We start from the raw sequence: 14,142 nt of genomic DNA on the forward strand, positions 1-14,142 counted from the left end.
CGTAGAAATCCTTACCATTTATACCAAAAAAAAGAATAAGTCTGTAAGCTGTTTTCTTGCTTACAAACTTATTATACGAGGAGGGACCAGTATGAGATTTGCATTTCTGATCATGGGGAAATTTGACAGCAGGGAGGACCAGGCGGTGATCCACAATGGAACGGCCCGGATCATTGGCGTTTCGGACCTTGAGGACGCGGCCCGGACTGCAAAAAGACTGGAGGAAGAGGGGATCGACTGCATCGAGCTCTGTGGTGCATTCCGGGAAGAGGGCGCCCGGGCAGTGATCGAAGCCACCGGGAACCGGATCCCAGTGGGATATGTGACCCACCTTCCAGAGCAGGATGACGTATACCGGAAGGCGTTTGCCGGAAAATAAGATCCGGACAGAAAACGGGGATCCCGCGCGGGATCCCCGTTATTTCTAAACGTACCGGTTTTATATACTGGCTTCTGCTTAACGATTGAAGCCGCCGGCGTTATATTTTTTAATGAGCTGCTGGATCTTGTCTGTGGGTGACAGGGCGCTGCTGATGGATACGTCGTGGTTTAGGGAGTTGATGATGGCGGCGATATATTTGCTCATATCTGCCTCCACATACCATTCACGCTCAAACAGCTCCGGAGCCCGGTAGTTTAAGTTGGTGGTCACCACGCTGTCGATATAGCCCTTTTCATAGAACTCATCGAATTTATCAAAGCCGCTGGTGAAGAGTCCGAAGGTACAGCATACGGCTACCTTGGCAGCCTTTCTTTCCTTTAACTCTTTTGCGGTATCCAGCATGCTTTCACCGGAGGAGATCATGTCGTCGATGATGATCACGGTCTTTCCTTCCACGGAGCTGCCCAGGAATTCGTGGGCCACAATGGGATTCCTGCCATTGATGACCTTGGAGTAGTCACGTCTCTTATAGAACATACCCATATCCACGCCCAGGTTGTTGGCCAGGTATACGGCGCGGTTCATGGCTCCCTCGTCGGGGCTGATGACCATCAGATGGTCCTTATCGATCTTTAAGGACTGGTCATGCTTGAACAGGGCCTTTACAAACTGGTAGGTGGGCATGAAGTTATCGAAGCCGGACAGGGGGATGGCATTCTGTACCCGCGGGTCGTGGGCGTCGAAGGTGATGATATTGGAAACGCCCATACTTACCAGCTCCTCTAAGGCCATGGCACAGTCTAAGGATTCCCGGTGGGTACGCTTATGCTGACGGCTTTCGTAAAGGAACGGCATGATCACGTTGATCCTGTGGGCAGTGGACGCACAGGCGCCGATGATACGCTTCAGATCCTGGTAGTGGTCATCCGGAGACATATGGTTCACATAACCGGACATTTTGTAGGTCAGGGAGTGGTTGGTCACATCCACCATGGCAAACACATCTGTACCGCGCACAGACTCTCTGACGACACCCTTGCCTTCGCCGCTGCCAAAGCGCGGGCAGGCGCAGTCCAGGAGATAAGAGTCCACATCGTAGCCACGGTACTGAAGGTCCTGCTGTCTGCGCATTAACTCCTCTGTATCGTTGCGACGAAAGTTTACAATGTGGTCATTGACCTTTTTCGCAAGGTCCTGACAGCTTTCCAGAGCCGCGATCTTTAACGGCGCGATGGGAAGACGGTCATTGAAAACGTACTGATTCGACATGTCAAAGATTCCTCCGCTTTTACCATTTTTCCTGTCCCAGGAATGGGACATTCTTTCACTCATATCATTTATACCATTATTCGATGATTTTCGTCAATAGCCGCCGGCCTATTTTAGAAAAAAGAACATCATTTCTTTACAAATCTGCGGAAGATTGGTATGATGGAGAAGGCAGATACCGGCTGAGGATACTGCCGGAAGGGGATTGAAATTGAAAAACAAAGGACATAAAATAACGGCGGTGGCCCCGGGCTCCATTGGCGAAGAGCTGGAGCTGGAGCCGGGAGACGTGCTGCTTACCATAGACGGGGAAGAGATCGAGGATATCTTTGACTATGACTATATGACGGACAGCGAAAGCTTCGTCATGACCGTACAGAAAAAAAACGGTGAGGAATGGGAGCTGGAGATCGAAAGCGGCGGAGAGGATCTGGGCCTTACCTTTGAAAACGGCCTTATGAGCGAATACCGCTCCTGCCGGAATAAATGCATCTTCTGCTTCATCGACCAGATGCCGCCGGGAATGCGGGAGACCCTTTATTTTAAAGATGACGATTCCAGGCTCTCCTTTCTCCAGGGAAACTATATCACACTGACCAACATGAGCGACAGGGACATTGACCGGATCATCCGGTTCCACCTGTCCCCTATAAACATCTCGGTCCAGACCATGAACCCGGAGCTCAGATGCAGGATGCTCAATAACCGTTTTGCCGGAGAGGCATTAAAAAAGATCGACCGCCTTTATGAGGCCGGGACGGAGATGAACGGCCAGATCGTTCTCTGTAAGGGGGTCAACGACGGGGAGGAGCTGCGGTACACCATCGAGCGGCTGGCCGCTTATGCGCCCCATATGCAGAGCGTGTCGGTGGTCCCCGTGGGACTTTCTAAATTCCGGGACGGCCTGTATCCGCTGGAGCCCTTTACGAAGGAGGATGCCTGCCAGGTCATCGATCTGATCGAGGAGTGGCAGAAAAAGCTGTATGAAAAACATAAGCTCCACTTTATCCATGCCAGCGACGAGTGGTATATTTTAGCAGAAAGGGAGCTTCCGGAGGAAAGCCGCTATGACGGCTATATCCAGCTGGAAAACGGCGTGGGGATGATCCGGCTCCTGTATGAGGAGTTTATGGATGCCCTGGGAGAAAAAGAGGACGATGGGAAGGCGGAGGAGCTTTCCATGGCCACGGGCTTCCTGCCGTATCCCTATCTGAAGCGTCTGCTGGACCGGATGGCGGAGGTATACCCGGGAAGAAAGATCCATCTTTATCCGATCCGCAATGACTTTTTCGGAGAGATGATCACCGTGGCAGGCCTTATCACCGGCCAGGATCTGGTGGCCCAGCTTAAGGGAAAGCCCCTGGGGAGCCGCCTGCTGCTTCCATCGGTGATGTTTAAAAGCGGAGAGGAGGTATTCCTGGACGATATGACCAGGACCCAGGCGGAAGCCGCTTTACAGATCCCTATAAATATAGTAAAATCAGGCGGATATGATCTGCTCTCAGCCATCCTGGACCGGGAGGCTGCCGAGGAGCAGACCACGGAGCACGGCATGTACGAGCCGTCCATGAAGGACCTGAACCTTTCCGAAGAGGGAGAGGTCCTTTCGTAGAAAAACCATCCATAAAAAGGAGATCAATATGAGCAAACCAATCGTAGCCATTGTTGGCCGCCCCAACGTGGGAAAATCCACGCTGTTCAATGTGCTGGCCGGCAGTGCCATTTCCATTGTAAAAGATACCCCGGGAGTGACCAGGGACAGGATCTACGCAGACTGCACCTGGCTGAGCCACTCCTTTACGCTGATCGACACCGGCGGCATCGAGCCGGATTCCAGCGACATCATCCTGGCCCAGATGCGGGAGCAGGCCCAGATCGCCATTGATACGGCCGATGTGATCATTTTCATCGTGGACGTGCGCCAGGGCCTGGTGGATTCCGATTCCAAGGTGGCGGACATGCTGAGAAAATCCAGAAAGCCTGTGGTGCTGGCGGTCAATAAGGTGGACAGCTTTGAAAAGTTCGGAAACGACGTATATGAATTCTATAACCTGGGCATCGGGGATCCCGTCCCCGTATCCGCAGCCTCCCGGCTGGGCCTGGGAGAGCTTCTGGACGAGGTGGCAAAGCATTTTACTCCAGACCAGTACGACGACGAAGAGGACGACCGTCCCAGAGTAGCCATCGTAGGCAAGCCCAATGTGGGCAAGTCCTCCATCATCAATAAGATGCTGGGCGAAAACCGGGTGATCGTTTCTGATATTGCAGGCACCACCAGGGATGCTGTGGACACGGAGGTGATCCATAACGGCACCGAATACGTATTCATCGATACGGCAGGTCTCAGAAGAAAGAGCAAGGTAAAAGAGGATATCGAGCGGTACAGCATCATCCGCACGGTAACGGCTGTGGACCGGGCCGACGTGGTGTTAATGGTCATCGATGCCACCCAGGGCGTTACAGAGCAGGATGCCAAGATCGCAGGCATCGCCCATGACCGGGGAAAGGGCATCATCGTGGTGGTCAATAAGTGGGACGCCATCGAAAAAACAGACAAGACCATCTATGAATATACCAATAAGCTCAAGGAGACCCTGGCCTATATGCCTTATGCAGAGTATGTGTTCGTATCAGCTCTCACGGGGCAGCGGATGCAGAAGCTCTTTGACCTGATCGACATGGTCCGGGAGAACCAGACCCTGCGGGTGGCCACCGGCGTCTTAAATGAGATCGTCACCGAGGCTGTGGCCATGCAGCAGCCCCCGTCGGACAAGGGAAAACGGTTAAAGATCTATTATGTGACCCAGGTATCTGTAAAGCCGCCCACTTTTGTGGTATTTGTCAACGACAAGGAACTGATGCACTTCTCTTACACCAGATATCTGGAAAACAAGATAAGGGAGGCCTTTGGCTTCCGGGGCACATCCTTAAAATTCATCATCCGGGAACGGAAGGAAAAGGAGTAGACCATGGAAAGGATCTTATGTCTTCTGACGGGGTATGTGTTCGGCCTGTTTCAGACCGGATATCTCTATGGAAAAATGCACCATATCGATATCAGACAGTATGGCAGCGGCAATTCCGGCACCACCAATGCGCTGCGGGTCATGGGGAAAAAGGCGGGCCTGCTGGTATTTATGGGAGACTTCCTGAAGACGGTTTTTGCCTGCCTGCTGGTGCGGCTGGTGATGAAGGGAGACCCCAGCGTGGACCTGTACGTCCTTTATGCGGGCCTGGGGGTGGTCCTTGGCCACAATTTCCCCTTCTATCTGCATTTTAAAGGCGGAAAGGGGATCGCCTCCATGGCCGGGATCCTGGTGTCCATGGACTGGCGGGTGACCCTGGTGTGCGCCTCTCTTTTCCTGGGGGCGGTGATCCTCACCAGATACGTGTCCCTGGGTTCGATCCTGGTGGTGACTGCTTTCTTTATCCAGATGGTGTTCTTCGGCCTGCGGGGGGACTATGCAGTGGCAGAGGGAGACCGGATGGAATTCTTTGCGGTGGCCGGAGTCCTTATGGTCATGGCCATCTGGCGCCACAGAGCCAATATAAGGAGGCTTCTGAAGGGCACAGAAAATAAATTGTGGGGAAATAAGGAAAAATAACAGGAGGGGAACTACTTATGGGAAAGATCGGTGTGATCGGTTCCGGTACATGGGGAACCGCCATTGCAGTGCTTTTAAATAATAACGGTCATCAGGTGGACTTATGGTCTGCGATCCCGCAGGAGATCGAGGAGATGCGCTCCACCCACAAGCATAAAAACCTTCCGGAGGTGACGCTTCCGGATTCCATCCGCTATACGGCGGATCTGGAGGAGGCCATGAAGGAAAAGGATATGCTGGTCCTTTCGGTCCCGTCGGTGTTTGTACGGTCCACGGCGCGGCGGATGAAGGAATTCTGCCCCCAGGGCCAGATCATCGTGGATGTGGCCAAGGGAATTGAAGAGGATACCTTAAAGACCATGACGGAGATCATCCAGGAGGAGATCCCCCAGTGTGAGCCGGCGGTCCTTTCGGGCCCCAGCCACGCGGAGGAGGTGAGCCGCGGCCTTCCCACCACCTGTGTGGCAGGCTCCAGGAAGAAAAGGATCGCGGAGGCCGTCCAGTCCGCCTTTATGAGCCCTGTATTCCGGGTGTACACAAGCCCGGACGTCCTTGGCATCGAGGTGGGGGCTGCCTTAAAGAATGTGGTGGCCCTGGCGGCGGGAGCTGCCGACGGCCTGGGGTACGGGGATAATACAAAAGCTGCCCTGATCACCCGCGGCATTGCAGAGATCAGCCGTCTGGGGATGGCCATGGGAGGCAGCTTCCAGACCTTTGCCGGGCTTACAGGCATCGGAGACCTGATCGTGACCTGCGCCAGTATGCACAGCCGGAACCGCCGGGCCGGGATCCTCATTGGTAAGGGCTATACCATGGAGGAGGCCATGAAGGAGGTCCAGATGGTGGTGGAGGGCGTATATTCAGCCAGAGCAGCCCTGGCCCTCTCAAAAAAATACAGCGTTCCCATGCCCATTGTGGAAGCTGTGAACCAGGTGCTGTTTGAAGGAAAACCCGCGAAAGACGCGGTGACCGATCTGATGATGCGGGACAGACGCATCGAGAATACCTCCCTTCCCTGGGAGGAATAGGCTTTTTTCCAGTTCTGTGAAAAACCCCCTTTGCATATACTCTGGTAGTATAAAAAGGGGGTATTTTCATGGACAATTTTCAGGTATACAAAGACATTGAAGCCCGGACGGGCGGAGAGATCTACATCGGCGTGGCCGGACCTGTCCGCACGGGAAAATCCACGTTCATCAAACGGTTTATGGAGCTGATGGTGCTTCCGAAGCTGCCGGAGGGCCATCTGAAGGCCATTGCCCGGGATGAACTGCCCCAGAGCGCCGCTGGAAAGACCATCATGACCACGGAGCCGAAATTTATTCCCAAGGAGGCGGCGGAGATCGCCCTGGAGGACGGGATCACGGCCCGGGTGCGGCTGGTGGACTGCGTGGGCTTTATGGTGGAGGGGGCGGCCGGACATGAGGAGAACGGAGAGGAGAGGCTGGTGAAAACGCCCTGGTATGACCATGAGATCCCCTTTACCCAGGCTGCGGAGATCGGGACCAGGAAGGTGATCCGGGACCACTCCACCATCGGGATCGCAGTGACGGCCGACGGCTCCTTCGGAGAGCTGAAGCGGAATGATTATCTGGAGGCGGAAAACGAGACGGTCCGGGAGTTAAAGGAGATCGGGAAGCCCTTTGTGATGCTGTTAAACTCTGCCAGGCCCTATGCGGAGGAGACAAGAGAACTGGCGGAAAGACTGGAAAAGGACCATGGGGTCACAGTCCTTCCCATGAACTGTGAGCAGCTGAAGCGGGAGGATGTGGAGGCTATCCTGGCCACAGTCTTAAAAGAGTTTCCTGTGACGGAGCTCCGCTTCCATATCCCCAGGTGGATGGAGATCCTTCCAGAGGACCATCCCTTAAAGGCCGCGGCCATTGAAAGCGCCAGGGAGATCTTAAAGAAGGCAGACCAGATGAAGGATGTGGGAGGAGAAAACCTGGCTCCGGCGGGAGAGGGGATCCGGGAAATGACGGTCAGCCGGATGGAGATGGCCGACGGAACCGTGGAGATCCAGGTGAAAACAGAGGAAGCATGTTATTTTAAGGTCATCAGCGAATTTTCCGGAGTCCCTGTCCGGGATGAATATGAGCTGTTCCATACCATGGCCAGGCTTTCGTCCATGGAGAGCGAATATGAGAAGGTAAAAAACGCCTTAAGCCAGGTGCGGGCCAGGGGCTACGGCATCGTCATGCCCCATAGATCGGAGATCGTTTTAGAGGAACCGGAGCTGATCCGCCATGGCAATAAATACGGCATCAAGATCCATGCCCAGGCCCCGTCCATCAATCTGATCAAGGCCCACATTGAGACGGAGATCGCTCCCATTGTGGGGAGCGAGGAGCAGGCCAGGGATCTGATCGCCTACATAAAGAAAAGCGCCCAGAAGGAGGACGGGGTATGGGAGACCAGCATATTCGGGAAATCCGTGGAGCAGATCGTGGAGGACGGCATGGAGGCCAAGATCTCCCAGATGACTGAGGACTGCCAGGCAAAGCTCCAGGATACCCTTCAGAAAATAATCAATGACAGCAATGGAGGAATGATTTGCATTATTATCTGAAAAGTGATATAATTATGTAACTATTTAAAAGCGGTCATTGACCGGTACCATACAAACGACAGGAGGGGTTCTATGAAATTGACATTCATTGGCGCCAACCACGAAGTGACGGGGAGCTGCCACTGCCTGGAGGCATGTGGAAAAAAGATCCTGGTCGATTATGGAATGGAGCAGGGGGGAAATGTTTATGAAAATGCAGAACTTCCGTTTGCGATCCCGGATGTGGATTATATCCTGATCACCCACGCCCACATCGATCATACGGGACTTCTGCCGCTGCTCTATGCAGAGGGCTTCCGGGGACAGATCTTTGCCACCCAGGCCACCTGCGATCTGTGCAACATTATGTTAAAGGACAGCGCCCATATCCAGGAAATGGAGGCGGAATGGAAGAACCGGAAGGCCAGGCGTGCCGGTAAGCAGGAGGTGGAGCCTCTCTACACCATAAACGACGCCCAAGGCGTTCTGACCCATTTTGTCCCCTGCCATTACAAAGATGTGCTGACCCTCACCGACGGCCTCAGGATCCGCTTCACCGATGTGGGCCACCTTCTGGGGTCTGCCTCCATCGAGGTATGGATGGAGGAAGAGGGGGTGGAGAAGAAGATCGTGTTCTCCGGCGACATCGGAAACAAGAATAAGCCGCTGATCAAAAACCCCAGCTATATTGACGAAGCGGATTATGTGGTCATGGAGTGTACCTACGGCGACCGGACCCATGACCGGACCCATGAGCACATCGAAGAGCTGGCCCAGATCCTCCAGGAGACCCTGGACCGGGGCGGCAACCTGGTGATCCCGGCCTTTGCCGTGGGCCGTACCCAGGAGATCCTGTATTTCATGAGAAAGATCAAGGAAGAAAAGCTCATAAAGGGCCATGATGATTTTGAGGTCTATGTGGACAGTCCGCTGGCAGTGGAGGCCACCCAGGTGTTTACAAAAAACATCATGGAATGCTACGATGAAGAGGCCATGGATCTGGTGAACCGGGGGATCAACCCCATCGGCTTCCCAGGTCTTAAGCTTTCCATCACCAGCGAGGATTCCAAAAACATCAACTTTGATATGACGCCCAAGGTGATCATCTCCGCGGCGGGCATGTGCGATGCCGGCCGTATCCGCCACCACTTAAAGCATAACCTGTGGCGGCCCGAATGTACCATCCTCTTTGCCGGCTACCAGGCTGTGGGGACCCTGGGGCGGAGTCTTCTGGAGGGAGCCCAGGTGGTGAAGCTGTTCGGTGAGACCATCGATGTGGAGGCTCATATCGAAAAGCTGGACGGAATTTCCGGCCATGCAGATATGAACGGACTGATCACATGGGTATCGGCCTTTAAGGAAAAGCCGTCCCAGGTATTCCTGGTCCACGGCGACGACGATGTGTGCACCAGCTTTGCCGGCCTTCTCCACACAGACTATGGGTTTGAGACTGCGGCCCCGTTTTCCGGCTCTGTTTACGACCTGGCCGCAGGAGCATGGCTTAAACAGACTGTGGGCGTTCCCCTCCGCAGGGAGACAGAACGGCAGAAGGAGAACCGGACCATCTTTGAGCTTCTTGTGGCCGCAGGCGAGCGCCTGATGCGGGTGATCCGGAAGAACCGGGAATGTGCCAATAAAGACATAAAGAAATTTACAGCAGACGTCAATGCCCTCTGCGATAAATGGGATCTGTAAAGGGCTGGCGGAAGGAAAGGATCATTCATGAAAGTAACGTTATACACAGATGGCGCGGCCCGCGGAAACCCCGACGGGCCGGGCGGCTACGGAGCTGTCCTCCAGTTTGTGGACAAGGAGGGCACGCTCCATGAAAAAGAGCTGTCCGCCGGATATGTGAAGACCACCAACAACCGGATGGAGCTGATGGCAGCCATTGCAGGGCTGGAGGCCTTAAACCGGCCCTGTGAGGTGGAGCTTTATTCCGATTCCCGGTATCTGGTGGACGCTTTCAACCAGAAGTGGATCGACGGCTGGGTGAAGCATGGCTGGAACCGGCCCAAAAGCGGACCGGTGAAGAATTCGGACCTATGGAAGAGGCTTTTAAAGGCCATGGAGCCCCATGTGGTCACTTTTTTCTGGGTCAAGGGCCACGACGGCCATCCGGAGAATGAAAGATGCGACCGGCTGGCCACTGCGGCGGCCGACGGAAGCGGCCTACTGACGGATACGGGGCTGGAAGCTTAGTCTGAACGACCGGCTGTGATGCCGGATCTGTGGAAAAAGTTACGATAATCTTACAAAATATTACTAATTTGCGATTTGTGTTCACAAGTGGTTCCGTTTGTGTTATCTTTATTTCATAAAGCAGACCAGAGATCGAAGGTCATACCGAATGGAGTTTGATATATGAACAGACGGAATGGAATGTGGCTCACAATCCTGTGCATCCTGGCCGCCGGGATCTTTACCACCAGCGTCACCAGCAGCTTTGTGAGGGAGAGCACAGAGGCCGCCATGGCGGCCGTGACGGAAACCGAGGCCCGCGGGGCACAGATATCTGTGCCCAGGGAAGCATCCGTACCGGAAGCTTCCCTAAAGGCTCTGATGGACCAGGCAGATGCAGGCGTCCGGGGAAAGGGGGGAAAAGCCCCCCAGGCAGCCGGAGGGAAGGAACCGGGGAATCTGGCTCCGGGAGCCCGTGCGGCTCTGGAATCCCCGGAGACAGCCGCTGAAGAGGCGGAACAGGAGGAGGCAGCTGAAGCCGGGATCCAGGTGGCCGCAGAAGCGGATGCGGCTGTGGAGGAAACGGTAAAATCTCCTCTGGATCCGGCGGCGCCTGCGGAGGCAGTGGAGGCTTCCGGCCAGGAAGCCATGGAGGCAAAGACCGTATTTACAAAGGATGAGCTGGACGCCCGCCTGGAGAAGGCCAGGGAGCTGTCCTGGCAGTACCAGGGCAGCGTTAAGGACGAAAACGCCATTTCCGCCTATGCGGCGGCAGAGCAGCTCTGGACCCTGTGGGACCAGGAGCTGAACCTGGTATACGGCTCCATCCGGGCCCGTATGACTGAAAAAGAAGCGGAGACGCTGCGTATTGCAGAGCTGGAATGGATGAAGGAAAGGGACCAGGCGGCCGCCAGGGCTGCGGAAGCCTCCCCAGTCCCCCAGAACCAGACCCTGGAGTCCAGAAGGGCCATGGCGGAGGAAACGCGGGTCCGGTGCTACGAACTGATGGAAGAATATGAAGAGATCCTGGAGCGGATGCCGGACGGGGCGGCTTCAGAATAAAAACCGGGGAGATCATGGCCCCGGTTTTTATAATTTAAATTTTCTTCTTGCATATCTGGGGATTTAAGATTATGATATATCGTATATCAATGTGCCATTTATCAAAGCACAGGCGTCTGAATCTGAAAGACAGCCGGAAAAGGAGGAGTCTATGACCGCATTATTCGCTGCTTTTATAGAAACCGCAGGAAAGTTCCTGATCCTTGGGGCCGCCGCTTTCTTTGGCGTTGTCTGCGGAAAAAAATTCAGAGACAGAAGAAATAAACAGTAACCAGGAGGCAAAAGACCATGCAGAAATATGGTGTGAATGAACTGAGGAGAATGTTCCTTGAATTTTTCGAGAGCAAGGACCATCTGGCAATGAAGAGCTTCTCCCTCGTTCCGCATAATGATAACAGCTTACTTCTTATAAATGCCGGTATGGCTCCCTTAAAGCCCTATTTTACCGGCCAGGAGATCCCGCCCAGGCGCAGGGTATGTACCTGCCAGAAGTGTATCCGTACAGGCGATATCGAGAATATCGGAAAGACCGCCCGCCACGGCACCTTCTTTGAGATGCTGGGAAACTTTTCCTTTGGAGATTATTTTAAGACCGAATCCCTCCACTGGTCCTGGGAGTTTCTGACCCAGGTGGTGGGACTGGATCCCGACCGGCTCTATCCGTCCATCTACCTGGACGATGAAGAGGCCTTTAAGATCTGGAACGAGGAGATCGGTGTCCCCGCAGAAAGGATCTTCCGCTTTGGAAGAGAGGATAACTTCTGGGAGCACGGCGCAGGCCCCTGCGGCCCCTGTTCCGAGATCTATTATGACCGGGGAGAAAAGTATGGCTGCGGAAAGCCGGATTGTACCGTAGGCTGCGAATGCGACCGCTATATCGAGGTATGGAACAACGTATTCTCCCAGTTTGAGAACGACGGCCATGGAAATTATACGGAGCTGGCCCAGAAGAACATCGACACCGGCATGGGCTTAGAGCGTCTGGCCGTTGTGGTCCAGGATGTGGATTCTCTGTTCACCATCGACACCAACAAAGCGCTTTTAGACCGGGTATGCCAGCTGGCCGGAAAAGAATACCAGAAGGACTATGAAACTGACGTTTCCCTGCGGATCGTGACCGACCATATCAAATCCTGTACCTTTATGATCTCCGACGGCATCATGCCCTCCAACGAAGGCCGCGGCTATGTGCTCCGCCGGCTTTTACGCCGGGCTGCCCGCCATGGGAGAAAGCTGGGGATCGAAGGAAAGTTCTTAGCCAACCTCTCCGATACAGTGATCGCATTATCCAAAGACGGATATCCGGAGCTGGAGGAGAAGAAGGTGATGATCTTTAAGGTCCTTACAGAGGAAGAGGACAAGTTCAATAAGACCATCGACCAGGGCCTTGCCATCCTTTCCGATATGGAAGAGGAGATGAGAAAGAGCGGCTCGGATACCCTTTCCGGCGCAGACGCCTTCAAGCTTTATGATACCTACGGCTTCCCGCTGGATCTTACAAAGGAGATCCTGGAGGAAAGGTCCTTCCAGGTGGATGAAGAGGGCTTTGCCGCCTGCATGAAGGAGCAGAAGGAAAAAGCCAGAAAGGCCAGAAAGACCACCAACTATATGGGCGCAGATGTGACCGTTTACCAGTCCATCGACCCGGCAGTCACCACAAAATTCGTGGGATATGACCATCTGGTCCATGATTCAGCCATTACAGTGCTGACCACAGAGGACGAGATCGTGGAAGCCCTTACGGACGGCCAGAGGGGAACCATCCTGGTGGAGGAGACCCCGTTTTACGGCACTATGGGAGGCCAGCAGGCCGATACCGGCGTGATCGTATCGGAAAACGGCGAATTTACCGTGGAGGACACGATCCATCTCCAGGGCGGCAAGGTAGGCCACGTGGGAGTAATGACAAAGGGAATGTTCAAGACCGGCGATACCGTGACCTTAAAGGTGGATGAGGAAAACCGCGCCTTAACGGCCAGAAACCACAGTGCCACCCACTTACTCCATAAGGCGCTCCGGACCGTTCTCGGGGATCATGTGGAGCAGGCTGGTTCTTTAGTGACCAGGGACCGTCTCCGCTTTGACTTTACCCATTTCTCCGCCATGACTCCCGAGGAGATCAGACAGGTGGAGGAGATCGTAAATAAAGAGATCCATGCGGGACTTTCTGTTGTGACTGACGAAATGAGCCTGGAGGATGCGAAAAAGACAGGCGCCATGGCCCTGTTCGGCGAGAAGTACGGAGAGACGGTCCGCGTAGTAAGGATGGGCGATTTCTCCACAGAGCTCTGCGGCGGGACCCATGTGGCCAACACCTCCTCCATCAGCTCCTTTAAGATCCTGTCCGAGGCAGGGATCGCAGCCGGAGTAAGAAGGATCGAGGCGCTGACCTCCGACGGACTCATGGCCCATTATGCCGAAACAGAAAAGGAGCTCCATGAGGCGGCAGCAGCAGCCAAAACGACTCCGGGTGCCCTGACTGCAAAGATCGAGGCTATGTTAGAGGAGATCAAGGCCCTCCATTCGGAAAATGAGAAGCTTAAGAGCAAGCTTGCCAAGGAGGCCATGGGCGACGTGATGGACCAGGTGCAGGAAGTAAAGGGCGTGAAGGTCCTGGCTGTCCGCGCCGACGGCGTTGATATGAACGGCTTAAGGAACCTGGGTGACCAGTTAAAAGAAAAGCTGGGCGAGGGCGTCATCGTCATCGCTTCCGTCCTGGACGGCAAGGTGAACCTGGTGGCCACAGCCACAGACGGAGCCCAGAAGGCGGGAGCCCATGCCGGAAACCTCATCAAGGCCATTGCTGGTCTGGTGGGCGGAGGCGGCGGCGGCCGTCCCAATATGGCCCAGGCCGGCGGTAAGAACCCCGCAGGCGTGGACGAGGCCCTGGCAAAGGTGGCCGAAACGGTGGAATCCCAGGTAAGATAACCCGGCATCAGCCAGTTTTTTACAAATTTTTCATAATTCCAAAAAAATCTATTGACGAATGTGTAATTTATGATACCTGACTTCCGTCGTTTCTCTCAAAACATAGTACTCAGGAGTCCAGGAGGATACAGTTCTGAAAAAGATTGTTGATTTCTTTTTCAGTGAGA

General features: G+C 54.3%; 11 protein-coding genes. 10 read left to right on the top strand and 1 reads right to left on the bottom strand.

Features of this window, described 5'->3' with window-relative positions:
- Positions 1–91: 91 nt before the first annotated feature.
- Complete coding sequence (locus tag OCV69_RS15690; RefSeq protein WP_022273964.1) at positions 92–379, top strand: DUF6506 family protein; 288 nt, start codon at positions 92–94, stop codon at positions 377–379.
- 78 nt (positions 380–457) lie between these two features.
- Here OCV69_RS15690 and OCV69_RS15695 read toward each other — a convergent pair whose 3' ends face one another.
- Complete coding sequence (locus tag OCV69_RS15695) at positions 458–1,651, bottom strand: ribose-phosphate pyrophosphokinase (protein WP_022273965.1); 1,194 nt, start codon at positions 1,649–1,651, stop codon at positions 458–460.
- Positions 1,652–1,862: 211 nt separating this feature from the next.
- Here OCV69_RS15695 and OCV69_RS15700 point away from each other — a divergent pair, with 211 nt between their 5' ends.
- From OCV69_RS15700 to alaS, 9 genes are all read left to right on the top strand, one after another.
- Positions 1,863–3,263: a DUF512 domain-containing protein gene (locus OCV69_RS15700; RefSeq protein WP_158360237.1), complete on the top strand. Its 1,401-nt coding sequence runs from the start codon at positions 1,863–1,865 to the stop codon at positions 3,261–3,263.
- Positions 3,264–3,291: 28 nt separating this feature from the next.
- Positions 3,292–4,617: a ribosome biogenesis GTPase Der gene (gene der, locus OCV69_RS15705; RefSeq protein WP_022273967.1), complete on the top strand. Its 1,326-nt coding sequence runs from the start codon at positions 3,292–3,294 to the stop codon at positions 4,615–4,617.
- A 3-nt stretch (positions 4,618–4,620) separates the two neighbouring features.
- Entirely contained in the window at positions 4,621–5,256 is a 636-nt protein-coding gene (gene plsY / locus OCV69_RS15710) for a glycerol-3-phosphate 1-O-acyltransferase PlsY (RefSeq protein ID WP_022273968.1), read from the top strand.
- A 17-nt stretch (positions 5,257–5,273) separates the two neighbouring features.
- Positions 5,274–6,284, top strand: coding sequence for an NAD(P)H-dependent glycerol-3-phosphate dehydrogenase (locus OCV69_RS15715; RefSeq protein ID WP_158360236.1), 1,011 nt, complete (start codon positions 5,274–5,276; stop codon positions 6,282–6,284).
- 68 nt (positions 6,285–6,352) lie between these two features.
- Positions 6,353–7,825 carry a stage IV sporulation protein A gene (spoIVA, locus tag OCV69_RS15720; RefSeq protein ID WP_158360235.1) on the top strand — a complete coding sequence of 491 codons (1,473 nt, stop codon included), beginning with the start codon at positions 6,353–6,355 and terminating at the stop codon, positions 7,823–7,825.
- Between the two features lie 72 nt (positions 7,826–7,897).
- A complete protein-coding gene (locus OCV69_RS15725) occupies positions 7,898–9,499 on the top strand; it encodes an MBL fold metallo-hydrolase RNA specificity domain-containing protein (protein ID WP_158360234.1) in 1,602 nt (533 codons plus the stop codon).
- 27 nt (positions 9,500–9,526) lie between these two features.
- The gene (gene rnhA / locus OCV69_RS15730) at positions 9,527–10,006 is read left to right on the top strand and encodes a ribonuclease HI (RefSeq protein WP_158360233.1); all 480 of its coding nucleotides are present in this window, start codon (positions 9,527–9,529) and stop codon (positions 10,004–10,006) included.
- 162 nt (positions 10,007–10,168) lie between these two features.
- The gene (locus tag OCV69_RS15735; RefSeq protein WP_158360232.1) at positions 10,169–11,047 is read left to right on the top strand and encodes a lysozyme inhibitor LprI family protein; all 879 of its coding nucleotides are present in this window, start codon (positions 10,169–10,171) and stop codon (positions 11,045–11,047) included.
- Positions 11,048–11,335: 288 nt separating this feature from the next.
- Positions 11,336–13,975 carry an alanine--tRNA ligase gene (alaS, locus tag OCV69_RS15740; protein ID WP_158360231.1) on the top strand — a complete coding sequence of 880 codons (2,640 nt, stop codon included), beginning with the start codon at positions 11,336–11,338 and terminating at the stop codon, positions 13,973–13,975.
- The last annotated feature ends 167 nt before the right edge of the window (positions 13,976–14,142 follow it).

It is taken from the genome of Alitiscatomonas aceti, assembly GCF_025567195.1.
In the GTDB taxonomy this organism is placed as follows: Bacteria; Bacillota; Clostridia; order Lachnospirales; family Lachnospiraceae; genus Alitiscatomonas; species Alitiscatomonas aceti.

Excerpts from the sequence above, each read along its gene's own strand:
- alaS (WP_158360231.1), top strand. The coding sequence starts at position 11,336 with ATGCAGAAATATGGTGTGAATGAACTGAGGAGAATGTTCCTTGAATTT.
- OCV69_RS15725 (WP_158360234.1), top strand. The coding sequence starts at position 7,898 with ATGAAATTGACATTCATTGGCGCCAACCACGAAGTGACGGGGAGCTGC.
- OCV69_RS15735 (WP_158360232.1), top strand. The coding sequence starts at position 10,169 with ATGAACAGACGGAATGGAATGTGGCTCACAATCCTGTGCATCCTGGCC.
- rnhA (WP_158360233.1), top strand. The coding sequence starts at position 9,527 with ATGAAAGTAACGTTATACACAGATGGCGCGGCCCGCGGAAACCCCGAC.
- der (WP_022273967.1), top strand. The coding sequence starts at position 3,292 with ATGAGCAAACCAATCGTAGCCATTGTTGGCCGCCCCAACGTGGGAAAA.
- spoIVA (WP_158360235.1), top strand. The coding sequence starts at position 6,353 with ATGGACAATTTTCAGGTATACAAAGACATTGAAGCCCGGACGGGCGGA.
- OCV69_RS15690 (WP_022273964.1), top strand. The coding sequence starts at position 92 with ATGAGATTTGCATTTCTGATCATGGGGAAATTTGACAGCAGGGAGGAC.
- OCV69_RS15695 (WP_022273965.1), bottom strand. The coding sequence starts at position 1,651 with ATGTCGAATCAGTACGTTTTCAATGACCGTCTTCCCATCGCGCCGTTA.
- OCV69_RS15715 (WP_158360236.1), top strand. The coding sequence starts at position 5,274 with ATGGGAAAGATCGGTGTGATCGGTTCCGGTACATGGGGAACCGCCATT.
- plsY (WP_022273968.1), top strand. The coding sequence starts at position 4,621 with ATGGAAAGGATCTTATGTCTTCTGACGGGGTATGTGTTCGGCCTGTTT.